The following is a 15,098-nucleotide window of genomic DNA, read 5'->3' as shown; positions in this document are numbered from 1 at the left end:
AGGATGGACGCATGCGCATCGCTGTCACGGGCTCCACGGGATTGATCGGTTCGGCTCTCGTCCGCTCCCTGCTGGCGGACGGCCACGAGGTGGTCCGGCTGGTCCGGCGCCGCTCCAGGACGGGCCCGCAGCCCGACGGCAGCACGGCCATCGGCTGGAACCCGCTGCTCGGCCAGGTCGAGCAGGACGGACTGGCCGGGGTCGAGGCGGTCGTGCACCTGGCCGGCGCCGGGGTCGGCGACCACCGCTGGACGGACGCCTACAAGCGGGAGATCCGGGAGAGCCGGGCACTCGGCACCGAGACGCTGGCCGTCGCGCTGGCCGCGCTCAAGGAGCCGCCCCGGGTACTGGTCAGCGCCTCCGCCGTCGGCTGGTACGGGCAGACCGGCGACCGGGTGATCGACGAGGACTCCCCCGCCGGCGACGACTTCCTGGCCGAGGTCTGCGTGGAGTGGGAGGCGGCCGCGCGGCCGGCCGAGCTGGCCGGCATCCGGGTCGTCCACCCGCGCACCGGGATGGTGCTGTCCGCGGCCGGCGGGGCCGGCGCGCGGCTGTTCCCGCTGTTCAAGCTGGGGCTGGGCGGGCGGCTCGGCGACGGACGGCAGTACTGGAGCTTCATCTCACTGGCCGACCAGGTCGCCGCGCTGCGGTTCCTGATCGACCGGGACGACCTCTCCGGCGCCGTCAACCTCACCGCGCCCGACCCCGTCACCAACGCCGAGCTGACGGCGGCGCTCGGGCGGGTGCTCCGGCGGCCGACCCCGTTCCCGGTGCCGGAGGCGGTGCTCAAGGTGGTGCTCGGCGAGCTGGCGGTCGAGGTGGTCGGCAGCCACCGGGTGGTGCCGCGGCGGCTGCTGGACGCGGGCTTCCGCTTCGCGCACCCGGACGTGGACGCGGCGGTGCGCGCGGCGCTGTGAGTGGCGCCGGGGTGGTGCGCACGGTGCTGTGAGTGACGCTGGGGGCGTCCGGCGTCGCGGAGCCCTGCGGTCCGCCGCGGGGCTCCGGCGCGGGCTCCGCCGCAGGGCTCCGGTACGTCCCGCTGCGTACGGTGGCTACGGCATTCGCCCTGGCCAGGGGCATATGCCGGGCGGAGATCGGGTGGGGGTCGGACGGGGCTCCGGGAGGGGGCGCATGGGAGCACACACCAGGCGCGTCGCACGCCCCCGGTGACCGTGCGCGCCCGCCGACCCCGGAACCCGGGCCCAACGGCGCACTGTCAGTGACCGCGCTCCCGCCCGGTGCCGCACGCCCCCTCTCGCCCCTTGGATCGGGCCCGATGCGCTTGTCTGATGCTCACACTGACTGGGCATCACACCGTCGGACCGTGTCCCGGCACCCCGCTGCCTGCGTCGGCCGGAGCCCCGGGACCAGGGAGGGAGCACGCCAGTGCCCACATACGACTTCACCCGCCGCGCCCGCCGCCCGTCCGACCCTGACGTCATCGTCATCGGCGCCGGACTCGCCGGCCTGGCCGCCGCACGCACGCTCACCGGCCGCGGCCTCACCGTGCAGATCCTTGAGGCCACGGACCGGATCGGCGGCCGGATGGCCACCCGCGAACTGGACGGATTCCGGCTCGACGACGGCAGCCACCTGCTGAACACCGCCTTCCCCGAACTCCGCCGCGTCCTCGACCTCGACCGCCTCGACCTGCGCCCGCTCGCCGCCGGAGTCCTCGTGCACAGCGGCGGCCGGCGCTACCGCACCGGGGACCCGCAGCTCACCACCGCCCGGCAGGCCGCCACCCGCGCCCCACTCGGCAGCCCGCTGGACAAGGCCCGGCTCGGCAGCTGGCTCGGCCGGCTCGCCACCACCCCCGCCAGCCGCCTCAAGGCCCGCCCGGAGACCACCACCGCCCGCGCGCTGGCCGGCCACGGGCTCGCCCCGCGCACCCTCGACGGCTTCCTACGGCCACTGCTCAGCGCGCTGCTCAGCGACCCCGCCCTCGGCACCAGCAGCCGGATCGCCGACCTGGTCCTGCGCTCCTACGCGCGCGGGCGGCTCTGTCTGCCCGCCGGCGGGATCGCGGCCGTGCCGGCCCAGCTGGCCACCACCCTGCCCGCCGGCACCGTACGCACCGGGGTTCAGGTCACCTCGATCGCCGCCGACGGCGTGGAGACCGCCACCCACGGGAGGATCGGCGCCCAGGCCGTCGTCCTCGCCACCGACGCCCGCTCCGCCGCCGAACTGCTGCCCGGGCTACGGCTGCCGGACTTCCACCCCGTCACCACCTTCTACCACGCGGCCGACCGCACCCCGCTGGGTGAGGCCGTCCTGCTGCTCGACGGCGACCGGCCCGGCGGGCAGCCGCCGCTGGTCTCGCACTCCCTGGTGCTCAGCGAACTGCACCCCTCGTACGCCCCTGCCGGGCAGGCACTGATCGCCACCACCGTGCTCGGGCGGCGCTCCTTCGACTCGGGTGGCCCGGCCGGGCTGGAACCGGCGGTCCGGGCCCGGCTCGCCGAGTTGTACGGCGCCTCGACCACCGGCTGGCAGTTCCTGAACGTGCGGCACGTCCCGGACGCGCTGCCCGCGATGCCGCCGCCGCACAACCCCCGGCGCCCGGTGCGGGTGCTGGCCGGGCTGTACGTCGCCGGGGACCACCGGGACACCAGCACCGTGCAGGGCGCGCTGGTCTCCGGGCGGCGGGCGGCGCAGGCGGTGCTGCGCGACCTCGGCGTCCCGACCAACGCCCGGGAGGCCGAGGCGGCGGCCTGAGCCTGGCGGGGTCGGCCTGCGGGCTCCCGGCCCGACTCCCGGTCCGGCTCCCGGTCCGGCGGGCTCCGGGTCCGGCTCCCGGTCCGGCAGGCTCCGGGTCCGGCTCCGGCTCCGGCTCCGGCTCCGGGGACACGCTGACGACCTGCCGGTGGGTGACGGAGCGGCGACATGCCAGGATGCCGACATGACCGCTCATCGGATGATTTACACCGTACGGCCGGTTGCGCGGTGAGCGCCGCCGTCCAGCCGGTGGCCCTGATCCTGGTCCCCGCCGCGGCCGTCGCCGCGCCGCTGCTCGCCGACCGCCTGCTGCGGTGGATCGCCGTCCCGACCGTCGTGTTCGAGATCCTGCTCGGCGTCCTGATCGGCCCCGACGTCCTGAACTGGGCGCACGTCGACGACCTGGTCAACGCGCTCTCCCAGTTCGGCCTGGCCATGCTGATGTTCCTGGCCGGGTACGAGATCGACTTCGCCAAGCTGCGCGGCGGCCCGCTGAAACGGGCGGGCACCGCGTGGCTGGTCACGCTCGTGGCGGCGCTCGGCGTGGGCGCGCTGGTCAACCGGGACCCGCTGAACGGCGCCTTCGCCGGGCTCGCGCTCACCACCACCGCCCTCGGAACCATCCTGCCGATCCTCCGCGACTCCGGCGAACTGCCCACCCCTTTCGGATCGTTGGTGATGGCCACCGGGGCGGTCGGCGAGTTCGGGCCGATCATCGCGATCGCCATCCTGCTCAGCGGCAACTCCCCGGTCCGGACGGCCGTCATCCTCGGCGCCTTCGCGGTGATCACCGCCGTCGCGGTCCTCGGCGCACGCCGCCCCCGGCCCGCCTGGGCCACCCGGCTCATCGAGCGCACCCTGCGTACCTCCGGGCAGTTCGCGGTCCGGGCGGTGATCCTGGTGCTCGCCGTCATGGTGGCCGCCGCGATCTGGCTCGACCTGGACATGCTGCTCGGCGCCTTCACCGCCGGGATCGTCTCCCGGCTGCTGCTCTCCGACATCCGCCGGGCCGAGGAGGAGGTGATCGAGGCCAAGCTGGAGAGCATCGGCTTCGGTTTCCTGGTGCCGGTGTTCTTCGTGGTCAGCGGGATGAACTTCGACCTGTCCGCCCTGCTGGACGACCCCGGCACGATACTGCTCGTCCCGGTGTTCCTGCTGCTGCTCCTGGCCGTGCGCGGGCTGCCCGCCGGGCTGCTCGCCCCGGCCGGACTCGGCCGGCGGGACCGCACGGCGCTCGGGCTCTACGGCGCGACGGCGCTGCCGCTGGTCGTGGTGATCACCACCATCGAGGTGGACGACGGCCACCTGCCGTCCTCGACGGCGGCCGCGCTGGTCGGCGCCGGCATGCTCTCGGTGCTGGTGTTCCCGCTGGTGGCGCAGCGGGTGCGCGGCGGCGTCCGGCCGCCCGCACCGGAGGCCGGGCAGCCGCGCGTCCGGGCCGAGAGCTGGTGAGCCGCTTCGCCCCCGCCCGTCGCCGAGGCGGTCCTACCCGCCGCCGGGGCACTCGGAGCCGGAGCCGGTGCCGGGCGGACGGGCCCTTCGGCCCGGGGCGGACCCGGGCCGGACGGGTTTCCAGGGCCGCCGGGGCTCGCCCGACCGGCCCCTCTTCGACAGGTCCTCAGATCACGCCGGCCTGGCGGGCCGTCTCCTCGAAGGCGCGGGCCACCGGGCTGCCCCGGTAGGGGGTGAGGCGGCGGTGGAAGTCCCGGACGTACTCCAGCGAGCGGGCCGAGCGCATCTCCCCCGCCGCCCGCAGCGCGTCGGTGGCCATGGTGCAGGCCTCGTCGAGGTCCCCCATGCCGAGCCGGGCGGTGGCCAGCACCAGCCGGCAGAAGATCCGGCTGCGCGCGTAGGCGGGCGAGCGCAGCCGCAGCGACTTCTCGGCGTGCTGCGCGGAGGTGCGCCACTGCTGGAGGTCGCGGTAGCAGTGGGCGAACTCGTCGGAGAGCTGGGCCTCGTCGAAGTACCGCGCCCAGGAGGGCAGTTCGTCGCCGACCCGGGCCGCGGCCAGCGCCCGCTCGGAGCGCACCAGGGCAGTGGTGCAGGCCCGGACGTCGCCCAGCAGGCCGTGCCCGCGCGCCTCGGCGGCGTGCATCAGCGACTGGACCACCGGCGGCACGGCGGTGCCCACGCCCTGCTGGGCGACCCTGGCCAGTTGGACGGCCTCCCGGCCGTGGCCCAGGTGGACGGCCTGCTGGCTCATCGTCACCAGGACGTACCCGCCGAGCGCGCGGTCCCCGGCGGCCTGGGACAGGCGCAGCGCCTGGACGAAGTAGCGCTGGGCGAGGCCGTGCGCGGCGATGTCGAAGGACGTCCAGCCGGCCAGCCTGGTCAGGTCGGCGACGGCGCCGAACAGCGCCCGGCCGATCTGCTCGCCGTAGCGGCCGCGCAGCATCGGCTCGGCCTCGCTCTCCAGGTAGCGGACCAGCGCCTGCCGGGCGTGCCCGCCGCCGTAGGCGTGATCGAGCGCCCGGAAGAGGTCGCCGACGGCGCGGATGGCGGCGATGTCGCCGCGGCCGACCCGCAGGGCGGGGCGCGACTCGCGGGCCGGTTCGGTGTACGGCGGCTCGACGGCGGTCGGCGGGCGCCGGCTCTGGGTGGGCACCCGGCCGATGGTGGGCCCGGCGGGGCCGGCCGCGCCCGGCACGGGGCGCATGCCGGGGGCCCCGTGGTGGGCCTGGCCGCGCGCCGGGCTCGGAGGGGGAGCGCCGGGCGCGGGGGGCACGCTCTGGGCGGGCGCGGCGGATGCTGCGGATGCTGCCGTCACGGCGGATGCCGCGGTGCCGGTGGTACCGACAGTGGCGGCGGGCGGACCGGTGGGCGGACCGGTGGCGACGTCGGGGCGGGCCATCGTCGAGCCGTCCCGGGCGACGCGCTCGTCCGTGCGGCCGATCAGCCAGTCCCGGCTGGGGACGACCAGGCCCGCCGGGGTGAAGGCGATCCGGCGCAGTTCGGACTGCGGGCCGTTGTCCTTGCGCCACATGCTCGCCACGATGTCCACCGCCTCCTGCGGGGTCTCGGCGAACTCCAGGCCCGCGTACACCGGGGCGCAGGCGTCCAGGCCGAGGTCCTGGGCGGTGAGGCGGCGGCCGAGGCGGCGGGTGAAGACCTCGGCGATCAGCGCGGGGGTGGCGCCGCGGGGCTGCTGGCCGCGCAGCCAGCGGGTGACCGAGGTCTTGTCGTAGCGCAGGTCGAGGCCGTGTTCCAGGCCGAGCTGGTCGACCCGGCGGGCCAGGCCCGCGTGCGAGAAGCCGGCTTCCTCGATGAGCGCGGCGAGTTGGCCGTTCTGCGGGGCCGGGCCGGAGTGCCCGGAGTGGCCGCCGACCGGCCCGGGGGCGGGGACGGCGGGTTCGTGCCGGTCGGTTGTGGCCTGCGCGGGCAGCCGCAGTTCGTCGGCGGTCGGGGCGTCGGCGGTCAGGGCGTCGGGGGCGTCCGGCAGGGTCCGGCCGACCGGGCCTCGGTGGTGGCCGAGCGGGTCGAGCGGTCCGTACGCCGGGCTGTCGGTTGCAGGCCGTTGGGGCATGTCAGTCAACACCTCTCGGACGTCGCACCGGGCTCTACCAGCACTTCGGCTGCCTGGGGCGGCGCCCCCTGTCGGGAATCGGCGTGAATGTAGCGAGCATTCGGGCGCTATGGGTGGATCTGACCGAGCAATCCTCCGAACGGGTGAAGCAACCGCGCCCATTGTGGGGAAGCGCGGTCGGCGCGGGTTTGGCCTTCCGCGGTCGAACCGTCGATCGGCCGTCGTGGCGGTGAACACCACAGCCCACCGGGCTGCTGTGGTGGACCACCACATGGGAGCCGGGCCCCCGGATTTCCTAGCGTTCTCGGCCATGGACACCACTACAGCCCGCCCGCTCGACGGCCGGACGGCCCTGGTCACCGGGGCCGCCTCGGGCATCGGCCGGGCCTGCGCCGAGGCCCTCGCCGAGGCCGGCGCCCGGGTCTACGTCGTCGACCTCGCGGCCGGACCGGCCCGGGAGCTCGCCGAGCGGATCGGCGGCCGCGCCGTCGTCGCGGACCTCGCCGACCCGGAGGCCGTGGAGGCCCTGCCGGCCGACGCCGACATCGTGGTCAACAACGCCGGTCTCCAACACGTCGCGCCCGTCCACGAGTTCCCGCCCGACCGCTTCACCCTCATCCAACGCGTCATGGTCGAGGCGCCGTTCCGCATCCTGCGCCGCACTCTCCCGCACATGTACGAGCAGGAGTGGGGCCGGGTGGTCAACATCTCCTCCGTCCACGGCCTGCGGGCCAGCGCCTTCAAGTCCGCCTACGTCACCGCCAAGCACGCGCTGGAGGGCCTCAGCAAGACCGTCGCCCTGGAGGGCGCCCCCTACGGCGTCACCAGCAACTGCATCAACCCGGGCTACGTCCGAACTCCCCTGGTGGAGAAGCAGATCGCGAGCCAGGCGCTCGCCCACGGCATCCGCGAGGACGAGGTCGTCGAGCAGATCATGCTCGAACGCACGGCCGTCAAGCGCCTCATCGAGCCCGAGGAGATCGCCCAACTCGCCCTCTGGCTCTGCTCCCCGCCCGCCTCCTACATCACCGGCGCCAGCCTCCCCGTCGACGGCGGCTGGACGGCGCACTGAGCGGCGGCACCTGGCCGTCCTCCCCAGACCGACCCCCGGGACTATGTGGGCGGCCCACATAGTCCCGGGGAACACGCCTCCCTACCTTGTGGCGACGTCCCTTGGGGCGGCGCCCCTCGGGACGACACTCCTCGGGGCGACGTCCCTGGGGCCGACATCCTCCCCCGGCCCGGAAGTGGTGACCATGAACGCCTCCGCACCAGCCACGGCAGCCACCCGCTCACTCCCTCGGGTCGTGGCCGCCAGTCTCATCGGGACCACCATCGAGTGGTACGACTACTTCTTGTACGGAACAGCGGCCGCGCTGGTGTTCAACAAGCTGTTCTTCCCGAACACCGATCCGCTGACGGGGACGCTGCTGTCCTTCCTCACCTACGCGATCGGGTTCGCCGCGCGACCGATCGGGGCGCTGGTGTTCGGGCACTTCGGGGACCGGGTCGGGCGGAAGAAGCTGCTCGTCGTCAGCCTGCTGCTGATGGGCGGGTCGACCACGCTGATCGGCGTGCTGCCCACCTACAGCTCCATCGGGGCGGCGGCGCCGGTGCTGTTGACGGTGCTGCGCCTGGTGCAGGGCTTCGCGCTCGGCGGGGAGTGGGGCGGGGCGGTGCTGCTGGTGTCGGAGCACGGGGACCAGCGGCGGCGCGGGTTCTGGGCGTCGTGGCCGCAGGGCGGGGCGCCGGCCGGGAACCTGCTGGCGGCAGGGGTGCTGTCGCTGCTGACGGCGGTGCTGTCGGAGGACGCGTTCCTGTCGTGGGGGTGGCGGGTGCCGTTCCTGCTGTCGGCGGTGCTGGTCGGGGTCGGGCTGTGGATCCGGCTGGCGGTGGACGAGTCGCCGCTGTTCAAGCAGGCGCTGGCGGCCCAGCAGCAGCGGAGGACCGCCGAACAGCCGCCACTGGTGGCGGTGTTGCGCAACCACTGGCGGGAGGTGCTGGTGGCGATGGGCGCGCGGATGGCGGAGAACATCTCGTACTACGTGATGACCACCTTTGTGCTGACGTACGCCGTCACCCACGCGCACTTCTCCAAGCAGACCGCGCTGAACGCCGTACTGATCGGCTCCGCGATCCAGTTCGCGCTGATCCCGCTGTTCGGAGCACTGTCCGACCGGGTCGGACGCAAGCCGGTGTACCTGGTGGGCGCGGTCGGGGTGGGCGTCTGGGCGTTCGTCTTCTTCGGGCTGGTGGACACCAGGTCGTTCGGACAGCTGGTGGTCGCGGTGACGGTCGGGCTGGTCTTCCACAGCGCGATGTACGCACCGCAGGCGGCGTTCTTCTCCGAGCTGTTCGCCACCCGGATGCGCTACTCGGGCGCCTCGATCGGGGCCCAGTTCGCCTCGGTGGCCGCCGGCGCGCCCGCGCCGCTGATCGCGACCGCGCTGCTCAAGGACTACGGCAACGCCACCCCGATCTCGGTGTACGTGGCGATCGCGGCGGCGATCACCGTGCTGGCGGTGCTGTGCGGGCGGGAGACCAGGGGCAGCGACCTGGCGGACGTCGAGGCGGCGGTGGAGGCGGAGGCCGCCGCCGTGGCGGCCAAGCCCGCCACCGCCTGACGGCGGAGCCGCTACGATCGCGCTTCCGCCGGACCCGACGCCGATTGGCGGCACGCACCATGAACCACCCTCACGAAAGCGCCGCGCCCGCGCTGCGGCGGCTGCTCGACCTGCTCGCCTCCGGCGCCGCCACCGAGGACTTCGCCGACGTGCTGGCCGACGCCCGCCGCCGCGGGGCGCCGGCCGCCGTCCTCGCCGAGATCGACGACGCCACCTGGCAGGCCCTGCGGGTGCACCGCACGCTGCGTCAACACCGGCGCCGGGAGGCGGAGTTGACCGCACTGTTCGACACCGCCGGGGACCTCGCCGCCTCCCGGGAGCTGGACACCGTGCTCCAGGCGATCGTCCGCCGCGCCCGGATGCTGCTCGGCACCGACACCGCGTACCTGACCCTGCCGGACGAGGCCGCGGGCGACACCTACATGCGGGTCACCGACGGCTCGGTCTCCGTCCTGTTCCAGACCCTGCGGCTCAGTCTCGGCCACGGCCTGGGCGGCCTGGTCGCGCAGACCGCCCGCCCGTACGCCACCCCCGACTACCGCACCGACGAACGGTTCCACCACACCGGCACGATCGACGCGGGCGTGCTCGACGAGGGCCTGGTGGCGATCATCGGGGTGCCGCTGCTGCTCGGCGGCGAGGTCATCGGGGTACTGTTCGCCGCCGACCGCTCGCCCCGCGCCTTCTCCCCCGACGAGGTGGCGCTGCTGTGCACACTGGCCGCGCACGCCGCGATCGCCCTGGACACCGCCAAGTCGCTGGCCGACACCCGGGCCGCGCTCGCCGAACTGAACAGCGCCAACGAACTGGTCCGCGCCCACTCGGCCGCCGTCCAGCGCGCCGAGCAGGCCCACGACCGGCTCACCGACCTGGTGCTGCGCGGCGCCGAGGTGCCGGACGTCGCCGCCGCCGTCGCGGCCCTGCTGGGCGGCGAGATAGCGGTCCTCGACGCCGAGGGCGAGCCGCTGGCCGGGCGGTCCGCACCCGCCGGCGAACTGGCGGAGGCGGTCGCCGCGTCCCGGGCCGAGGGGCGGTCCGTCCGGCACGGCGAGCTGTGGGTGTGCGCGGTGCTGGCCGGGCACGACGCCCTCGGCACCCTGGTACTGCGCGGACGCCCCGGCCTCGACGACGCGGACCGGCGCCTGTTCGAACGGGCCAGCGTGGTGACCGCGCTGCTCCTGCTGCTGCGCCGCTCGGTGGCCGAGACCGAGAACAGGGTCCGCGGCGAACTGCTCACCGACCTGCTGACCGCCCCCGACCGCGATCCGGCCGGGCTCACCGCGCGCGGCCGCCGGCTCGGCGTCGACCTCGCCCGCCCGCACCTGGTCCTGGTCGCCGAACCGGCCGAACCCGCCGGGCCCCCCGTCCCCGACCGCGGCCGGCTGGCAGGCGCCGCCCGGCGGTACCTGTTCGGCTCCCGGGGCGTCAGCGCCGAGCACGGCGAGGCGGTGGTGCTGCTGGTGCCGGAGGCCGGCGACCCGGAGGAGGCCGCGCGGCAGGCCGCCGAGCGGCTGGCCCGGCTGGCCGGGTTCCCGGTCACCGTGGGCGCCGGCCGTCCGGCCGCCGGCCCGCCCGCGCTGGCCGCCTCGTACGCCGAGGGTCTGCGCTGCGTCCGGGCGCTGCGGGTGCTCGGCCGCGCCGGGGAGGGCGCCTCGGCCCGCGCGCTGGGCTTCCTCGGGGTGCTGCTCGGCGACGGGCACGACGTGGACGGCTTCGTCGGCTCGGCGCTCGGCCCGCTGCTCGCCTACGACGCCCGGCGCGGCACCGAACTGGTCCGCACCCTGCGCGCCTACTTCGACTGCGGCGGCAGCCTCACCCGCGCCAAGGACGAACTGCACGTCCACGTGAACACCGTCGTCCAGCGGCTGGACCGGGTCGAGGCGCTGCTCGGCCCGGACTGGAACCACCCCGAGCGCTCGCTCGAACTCCAGCTGGCGCTGCGGCTGCAACTGCTCGCGGGGGGCTGAGCGGTCCTCGCGGAGGGCTGAGCGGCCCTTGCGGAGGGGCTGATCGACCCTTGCGGGCGCGGCCCGTGCGGGTGCCCGAACGTCCCGTACGGGCGGCTGAACCGTCCGTACGGGCGTGGGCGTACAGTGGCGAGGTTGGTCTCGAACGCCTGGCAAGGAGCGGCAGCGGTGAGCGAGAACGTGCGTTTCGTTCGAATGGGGACAGGCGAGGGCGCCATCGCCTACCAGGAGGCCTGGGAGGAGCAGCAGCGCCTGCACGCGCTGCGAGTCGCGGACGAGATCCCCGACACCGTGCTGCTGCTGGAGCACCAGCCCGTCTACACGATGGGCAAGCGCACCAACCCCGCCGACCTGCCGCTGGACGGCACCCCGGTGGTCGAGGTCAACCGGGGCGGAGAGATCACCTGGCACGGCCCCGGCCAGCTGGTCGGCTACCCCATCGTCAAGCTGCCCGACCCGATCGACGTGGTCGCCTACGTCCGCCGGCTGGAGGAGGCGCTGATCCGCGCCTGCGCCGGGTTCGGCGTCGGAACCACCCGGGTCGAGGGCCGCAGCGGCGTCTGGGTGCTGGGCGATTCCATCCCGGACGCCGTGGTGGACCCGGCGCAGGTGGTGGACATCGGCAAGCTGACCCTGCGGATGGGCCTGCCGCTGGGCATCGACCCGCGGCTGGCCGGCCCCGAGTACGCGCCGTCCAACGCCGGCCAGCGCGGCGACGACCGCAAGCTCGCCGCGATCGGCGTCCGGGTCGCCCGCGGGGTCACCATGCACGGCTTCGCGCTCAACTGCGACCCCGACATGACCTGGTTCGACCGGATCGTGCCGTGCGGCATCCGGGACGCCGGCGTCGCCTCGCTCGCCGGTGAGCTGGGGCGCGACTTCACCGTCGGCGAGGCGCTGCCGATGGTCGAGCGGCACCTGGCGGACGTGTTCGCGGAGCTGCCCGAACCCGCGCTCACCCGCTGACCCGGGCCCGGGTCCTCACCCGGGTCCTCACCCGAGTCCGCCCTCGGGCCCGTCCTCGGGTCCTGCTCCGGATTCTTCCCCGTGTCCTGTTCCGGGTTCTCCCCCGGGAATCTACCGGCCAGTAGCTCTGTTGCCCTGCGATTGCGGGGCAACAGGCCGCGCAAAGGCCTTACAACCACAGGCGTACCCTGGGGGTACCCCGTCTAGTTCTAGGAGTCGCACGTGTCCGCTGTCGCGCCCGACGGCAGGAAGCTGCTCCGCCTGGAGGTCCGCAACAGCGAGACCCCCATCGAGCGGAAGCCCGAGTGGATCAAGACCCGCGCGAAGATGGGGCCGGAGTACAACGCCCTCCAGTCGCTGGTGAAGAAGGAGGGGCTGCACACCGTCTGCCAGGAAGCCGGCTGCCCCAACATCTTCGAGTGCTGGGAGGACCGCGAGGCGACCTTCCTCATCGGCGGCGACCAGTGCACCCGCCGCTGCGACTTCTGCCAGATCGACACCGGCAAGCCCGCCGAGTTCGACCGGGACGAGCCGCGCCGGGTCGCCGAGTCCATCGTCACGATGGACCTCAACTACGCCACCATCACCGGCGTCGCCCGCGACGACCTGCCGGACGGCGGCGCCTGGCTGTACGCCGAGACCGTGCGCCAGGTGCACGCGCTGACCGCCGACCGCGAGAGCGGCCGCACCGGCGTCGAGCTGCTGATCCCCGACTTCAACGCGGTGCCCGAGCAGCTGGCCGAGGTCTTCTCCTCCCGCCCCGAGGTGCTCGCGCACAACGTCGAGACGGTGCCGCGGATCTTCAAGCGGATCCGCCCGGCCTTCCGCTACGAGCGCTCGCTCGACGTCATCACCCAGGCCCGCGCGGCCGGGCTGGTCACCAAGTCCAACCTGATCCTCGGCATGGGCGAGACCCGCGAGGAGGTCAGCCAGGCGCTGGCCGACCTCGTCGGCGCCGGCTGCGAGCTGATCACCATCACCCAGTACCTGCGCCCCTCGCTGCGCCACCACCCGGTGGAGCGCTGGGTCAAGCCGCACGAGTTCGTCGAGCTCCAGCAGGAGGCCGAGGAGCTGGGCTTCGCCGGGGTCATGTCGGGCCCGCTGGTGCGCTCCTCCTACCGGGCCGGGCGACTGTACCGGCAGGCGCTGGAGCGGCGCGCGCAGGCCGCGGTCTGATCCGGCTGGGCCGGTTGGGGCAGCGGGGTCGGCTGATCCCGCCGATCCTGCTGATCCGGTGCTTTTGAGCCACCCGCATGCGGACGAAGGGCGGAGCCTCGGCTCCGCCCTTTTGGTTTTCACCGCGCTTTGACTGCCTGGTCACCGCCTGGTAACACGGGATGGTGACGATGGACTCGTTGCGATCGTTCGATTCTTCTCAGCCACGAGGGGAGCTGTTCGGCATGCGGATGCGCATCCGGTCGGTGGGGGTCGCGCTGCGGCTCGCCGAGAGCGTCCTGCTGGCGGGTGGCCAGCAGCAGGCCCGGCGCAACGCCTGGGCGGCGGTCTGCGAGAACCGCCAGTACGCGGCGGACCGCCGCCACGACGCGCGGGCGGCGACGACGTCACCGCCACGACGGTGAGGTCCCCGACGGTTCTCTACAGTTCTCCACGGTTCTCGACGGTGACGTTCTCGACGCGACCGCGCCGGGGGCCGTTCGCCGTAGCCGACGGTCGCTGTGTGCGACGGCACAGGGCACACGAGTCACGGATCGAGGCGAACGGGTACCCGGGCTTGGTTATCCCGTACCCGTGCCACGTACCATGAGCGTTATGGCGAGGGAAACATCCGAGAACCCCGGGCGACTGAAGCAGATCCGCCTGGCGTACACCATGACCAAGAAGGTCGACACCAAGATCGGCCTGATCATCGCCGGCGTCGGCCTGCTGACCTTCGGCGTGTTCCTCGCCATCGGCTTCGCAATCGACCACCCGATCTACCTGGGCATCCTGGGCTTCATCGTGGCCTTCCTGGCCATGGCGATCGTCTTCGGGCGCCGGGCCGAACGCGCGGCGTTCGGACAGATGGAAGGGCAGCCGGGCGCCGTTGCGGCGGTGCTGAACAACATCCGACGCGGCTGGAGTTCCAACTCCACCCCGGTCGCGGTCACCCGCAACCAGGACGCGGTCTACCGTGCGGTGGGCCGGGCCGGAATCGCGCTGATCGGCGAAGGCAACCCGAACCGGGTGCGCCAGCTGCTGGCCTCCGAGAAGAAGAAGATGGCCCGGGTCGTCGGCGACGTGCCGGTGCACGACATCGTGGTGGGTACCGGCGAGGGCGAGATCCCGCTCAAGAAGCTGCAGATCCACCTGATGCGACTGCCCCGCGCCATCACCGCGTCCCAGGTCACCGAGACCAACGACCGTCTGCGCGCCCTGGGCGACCTGCTCTCCAAGGCGCCGATCCCCAAGGGCCCGATGCCCAAGGGTGCCCGGATGCCCAAGGGCGGCCAGGCCCGCTGACGCTCCCCCGACCACAACACTGAACGGCCCCGCCGCGGAGATCCCGCAGCGGGGCCGTTCAGTGTTGTGCGGCAAGGTCGTCCGGCCCTGGATCCGGACCGGGTCAGGGCCTCGACAGATCCCGACTAGATCCGGACCTCGACGGTGCCGACCGCCTTGTCGTGCAGACCGCGGGTGTCACGGTCCCAGACCAGCGGCGGCACCACCAGGCAGAGCAGCAAGGTGCGCAGCAGCACCTGCGGGATGGTCGCGCGGCCGCCGTCCAGGCGGATCACCCGGAGGCCGAACAGCCGCTTGCCGACGGTCGTCCCGGTGGTGGCGAGCAGCACCGCCGCGACCAGGAAGTAGAGCGGGCTGGTCCACAGGTTCGCCTCGGCCGGGCTGCCCTTGCCGATCAGCCCGTAGGCGATCAGCGCGACCAGCCAGCCGTCCACGAACAGGGCGCCGATCCGGCGGCCGGGGCCCGCGATCGAGCCGGGGCCCTCCTTGGGCAGGCCGAGGCGCTCGCCGCGGAAGCCGAAGTCGGCTCCCATCTTCTCGGCGGCCGCCTTCGGGCCGTCGATCCACGATCCCAACGCTTCTCTGGTGTCCACGAATCCACACTAACCGGGCGACCCGTCCGGACCGCCACCGGCTCCCCCGAACGCCACGGGCGGGTGAATCGTGCCGCCGGAGCTTTCCAAGTGGTCCAGACCACTTGTGGAGAGCCGAGCCTGACGGCGGTACGTTTTGCCCCGTCCCGTACATCTTTGCCACCCGATCGGCGGGCGTGGTTAACATTTATGAAACGACCGGGTCACCGGCCGGAAACGGCCCGTTCCTAGGGTGAGCCCCATTCGC

The 15,098-nt window shown here is 73.9% G+C and carries 12 protein-coding genes; 10 read left to right on the top strand and 2 right to left on the bottom strand.

Translation table 11 applies throughout. The features are described 5' to 3' along the window. Positions 1-11 precede the first annotated feature (11 nt). The 3 genes from ACIO9K_RS26435 to ACIO9K_RS26425 all read left to right on the top strand — a co-directional run bounded on the left by ACIO9K_RS26435 (position 12) and on the right by ACIO9K_RS26425 (position 4,170). Positions 12-917 carry a TIGR01777 family oxidoreductase gene (locus tag ACIO9K_RS26435; protein WP_363372099.1) on the top strand — a complete coding sequence of 302 codons (906 nt, stop codon included), beginning with the start codon at positions 12-14 and terminating at the stop codon, positions 915-917. A gap of 469 nt (positions 918-1,386) precedes the next feature. Continuing rightward, a complete protein-coding gene (locus ACIO9K_RS26430) occupies positions 1,387-2,718 on the top strand; it encodes an NAD(P)/FAD-dependent oxidoreductase (protein WP_363622274.1) in 1,332 nt (443 codons plus the stop codon). A 228-nt stretch (positions 2,719-2,946) separates the two neighbouring features. Next, positions 2,947-4,170 (top strand): cation:proton antiporter, encoded by a 1,224-nt coding sequence (locus tag ACIO9K_RS26425; RefSeq protein WP_400333598.1) that lies wholly within the window; start codon positions 2,947-2,949, stop codon positions 4,168-4,170. A 166-nt stretch (positions 4,171-4,336) separates the two neighbouring features. Here ACIO9K_RS26425 and ACIO9K_RS26420 read toward each other — a convergent pair whose 3' ends face one another. Then, positions 4,337-6,241 (bottom strand): regulator, encoded by a 1,905-nt coding sequence (locus ACIO9K_RS26420; RefSeq protein ID WP_363622277.1) that lies wholly within the window; start codon positions 6,239-6,241, stop codon positions 4,337-4,339. A gap of 310 nt (positions 6,242-6,551) precedes the next feature. Between ACIO9K_RS26420 and ACIO9K_RS26415 the strand changes: the two genes are divergently transcribed. The 7 genes from ACIO9K_RS26415 to ACIO9K_RS26385 all read left to right on the top strand — a co-directional run bounded on the left by ACIO9K_RS26415 (position 6,552) and on the right by ACIO9K_RS26385 (position 14,258). Then, the gene (locus ACIO9K_RS26415) at positions 6,552-7,313 is read left to right on the top strand and encodes a 3-hydroxybutyrate dehydrogenase (RefSeq protein ID WP_363622278.1); all 762 of its coding nucleotides are present in this window, start codon (positions 6,552-6,554) and stop codon (positions 7,311-7,313) included. A gap of 184 nt (positions 7,314-7,497) precedes the next feature. Then, complete coding sequence (locus tag ACIO9K_RS26410; RefSeq protein ID WP_363628811.1) at positions 7,498-8,865, top strand: MFS transporter; 1,368 nt, start codon at positions 7,498-7,500, stop codon at positions 8,863-8,865. A 59-nt stretch (positions 8,866-8,924) separates the two neighbouring features. Further along, positions 8,925-10,832 carry a GAF domain-containing protein gene (locus ACIO9K_RS26405; protein ID WP_363622279.1) on the top strand — a complete coding sequence of 636 codons (1,908 nt, stop codon included), beginning with the start codon at positions 8,925-8,927 and terminating at the stop codon, positions 10,830-10,832. 195 nt (positions 10,833-11,027) lie between these two features. Next, positions 11,028-11,798: a lipoyl(octanoyl) transferase LipB gene (lipB, locus tag ACIO9K_RS26400; protein ID WP_371516727.1), complete on the top strand. Its 771-nt coding sequence runs from the start codon at positions 11,028-11,030 to the stop codon at positions 11,796-11,798. Positions 11,799-12,020: 222 nt separating this feature from the next. Next, positions 12,021-12,974 (top strand): lipoyl synthase, encoded by a 954-nt coding sequence (gene lipA / locus ACIO9K_RS26395; protein WP_063347320.1) that lies wholly within the window; start codon positions 12,021-12,023, stop codon positions 12,972-12,974. A gap of 224 nt (positions 12,975-13,198) precedes the next feature. Next, positions 13,199-13,378 carry a hypothetical protein gene (locus ACIO9K_RS26390; protein WP_363580931.1) on the top strand — a complete coding sequence of 60 codons (180 nt, stop codon included), beginning with the start codon at positions 13,199-13,201 and terminating at the stop codon, positions 13,376-13,378. Between the two features lie 190 nt (positions 13,379-13,568). Beyond that, positions 13,569-14,258, top strand: a complete 690-nt coding sequence (locus ACIO9K_RS26385) for a DUF4191 domain-containing protein (protein ID WP_063347321.1) — start codon at positions 13,569-13,571, stop codon at positions 14,256-14,258. 125 nt (positions 14,259-14,383) lie between these two features. On the opposite strand, the gene ACIO9K_RS26380 is transcribed toward ACIO9K_RS26385, so the two are convergent. Further along, on the bottom strand, positions 14,384-14,851 hold the full coding sequence (locus ACIO9K_RS26380; RefSeq protein ID WP_350885262.1) for an RDD family protein: 468 nt from the start codon (positions 14,849-14,851) through the stop codon (positions 14,384-14,386). Positions 14,852-15,098 lie beyond the last annotated feature (247 nt).

This window comes from Kitasatospora sp. NPDC087271 (genome assembly GCF_044744605.1).
GTDB lineage: Bacteria > Actinomycetota > Actinomycetes > Streptomycetales > Streptomycetaceae > Kitasatospora.
Note: the sequence above shows the minus strand (reverse complement) of the source record. Positions and strands in the feature narration are given on the sequence as shown.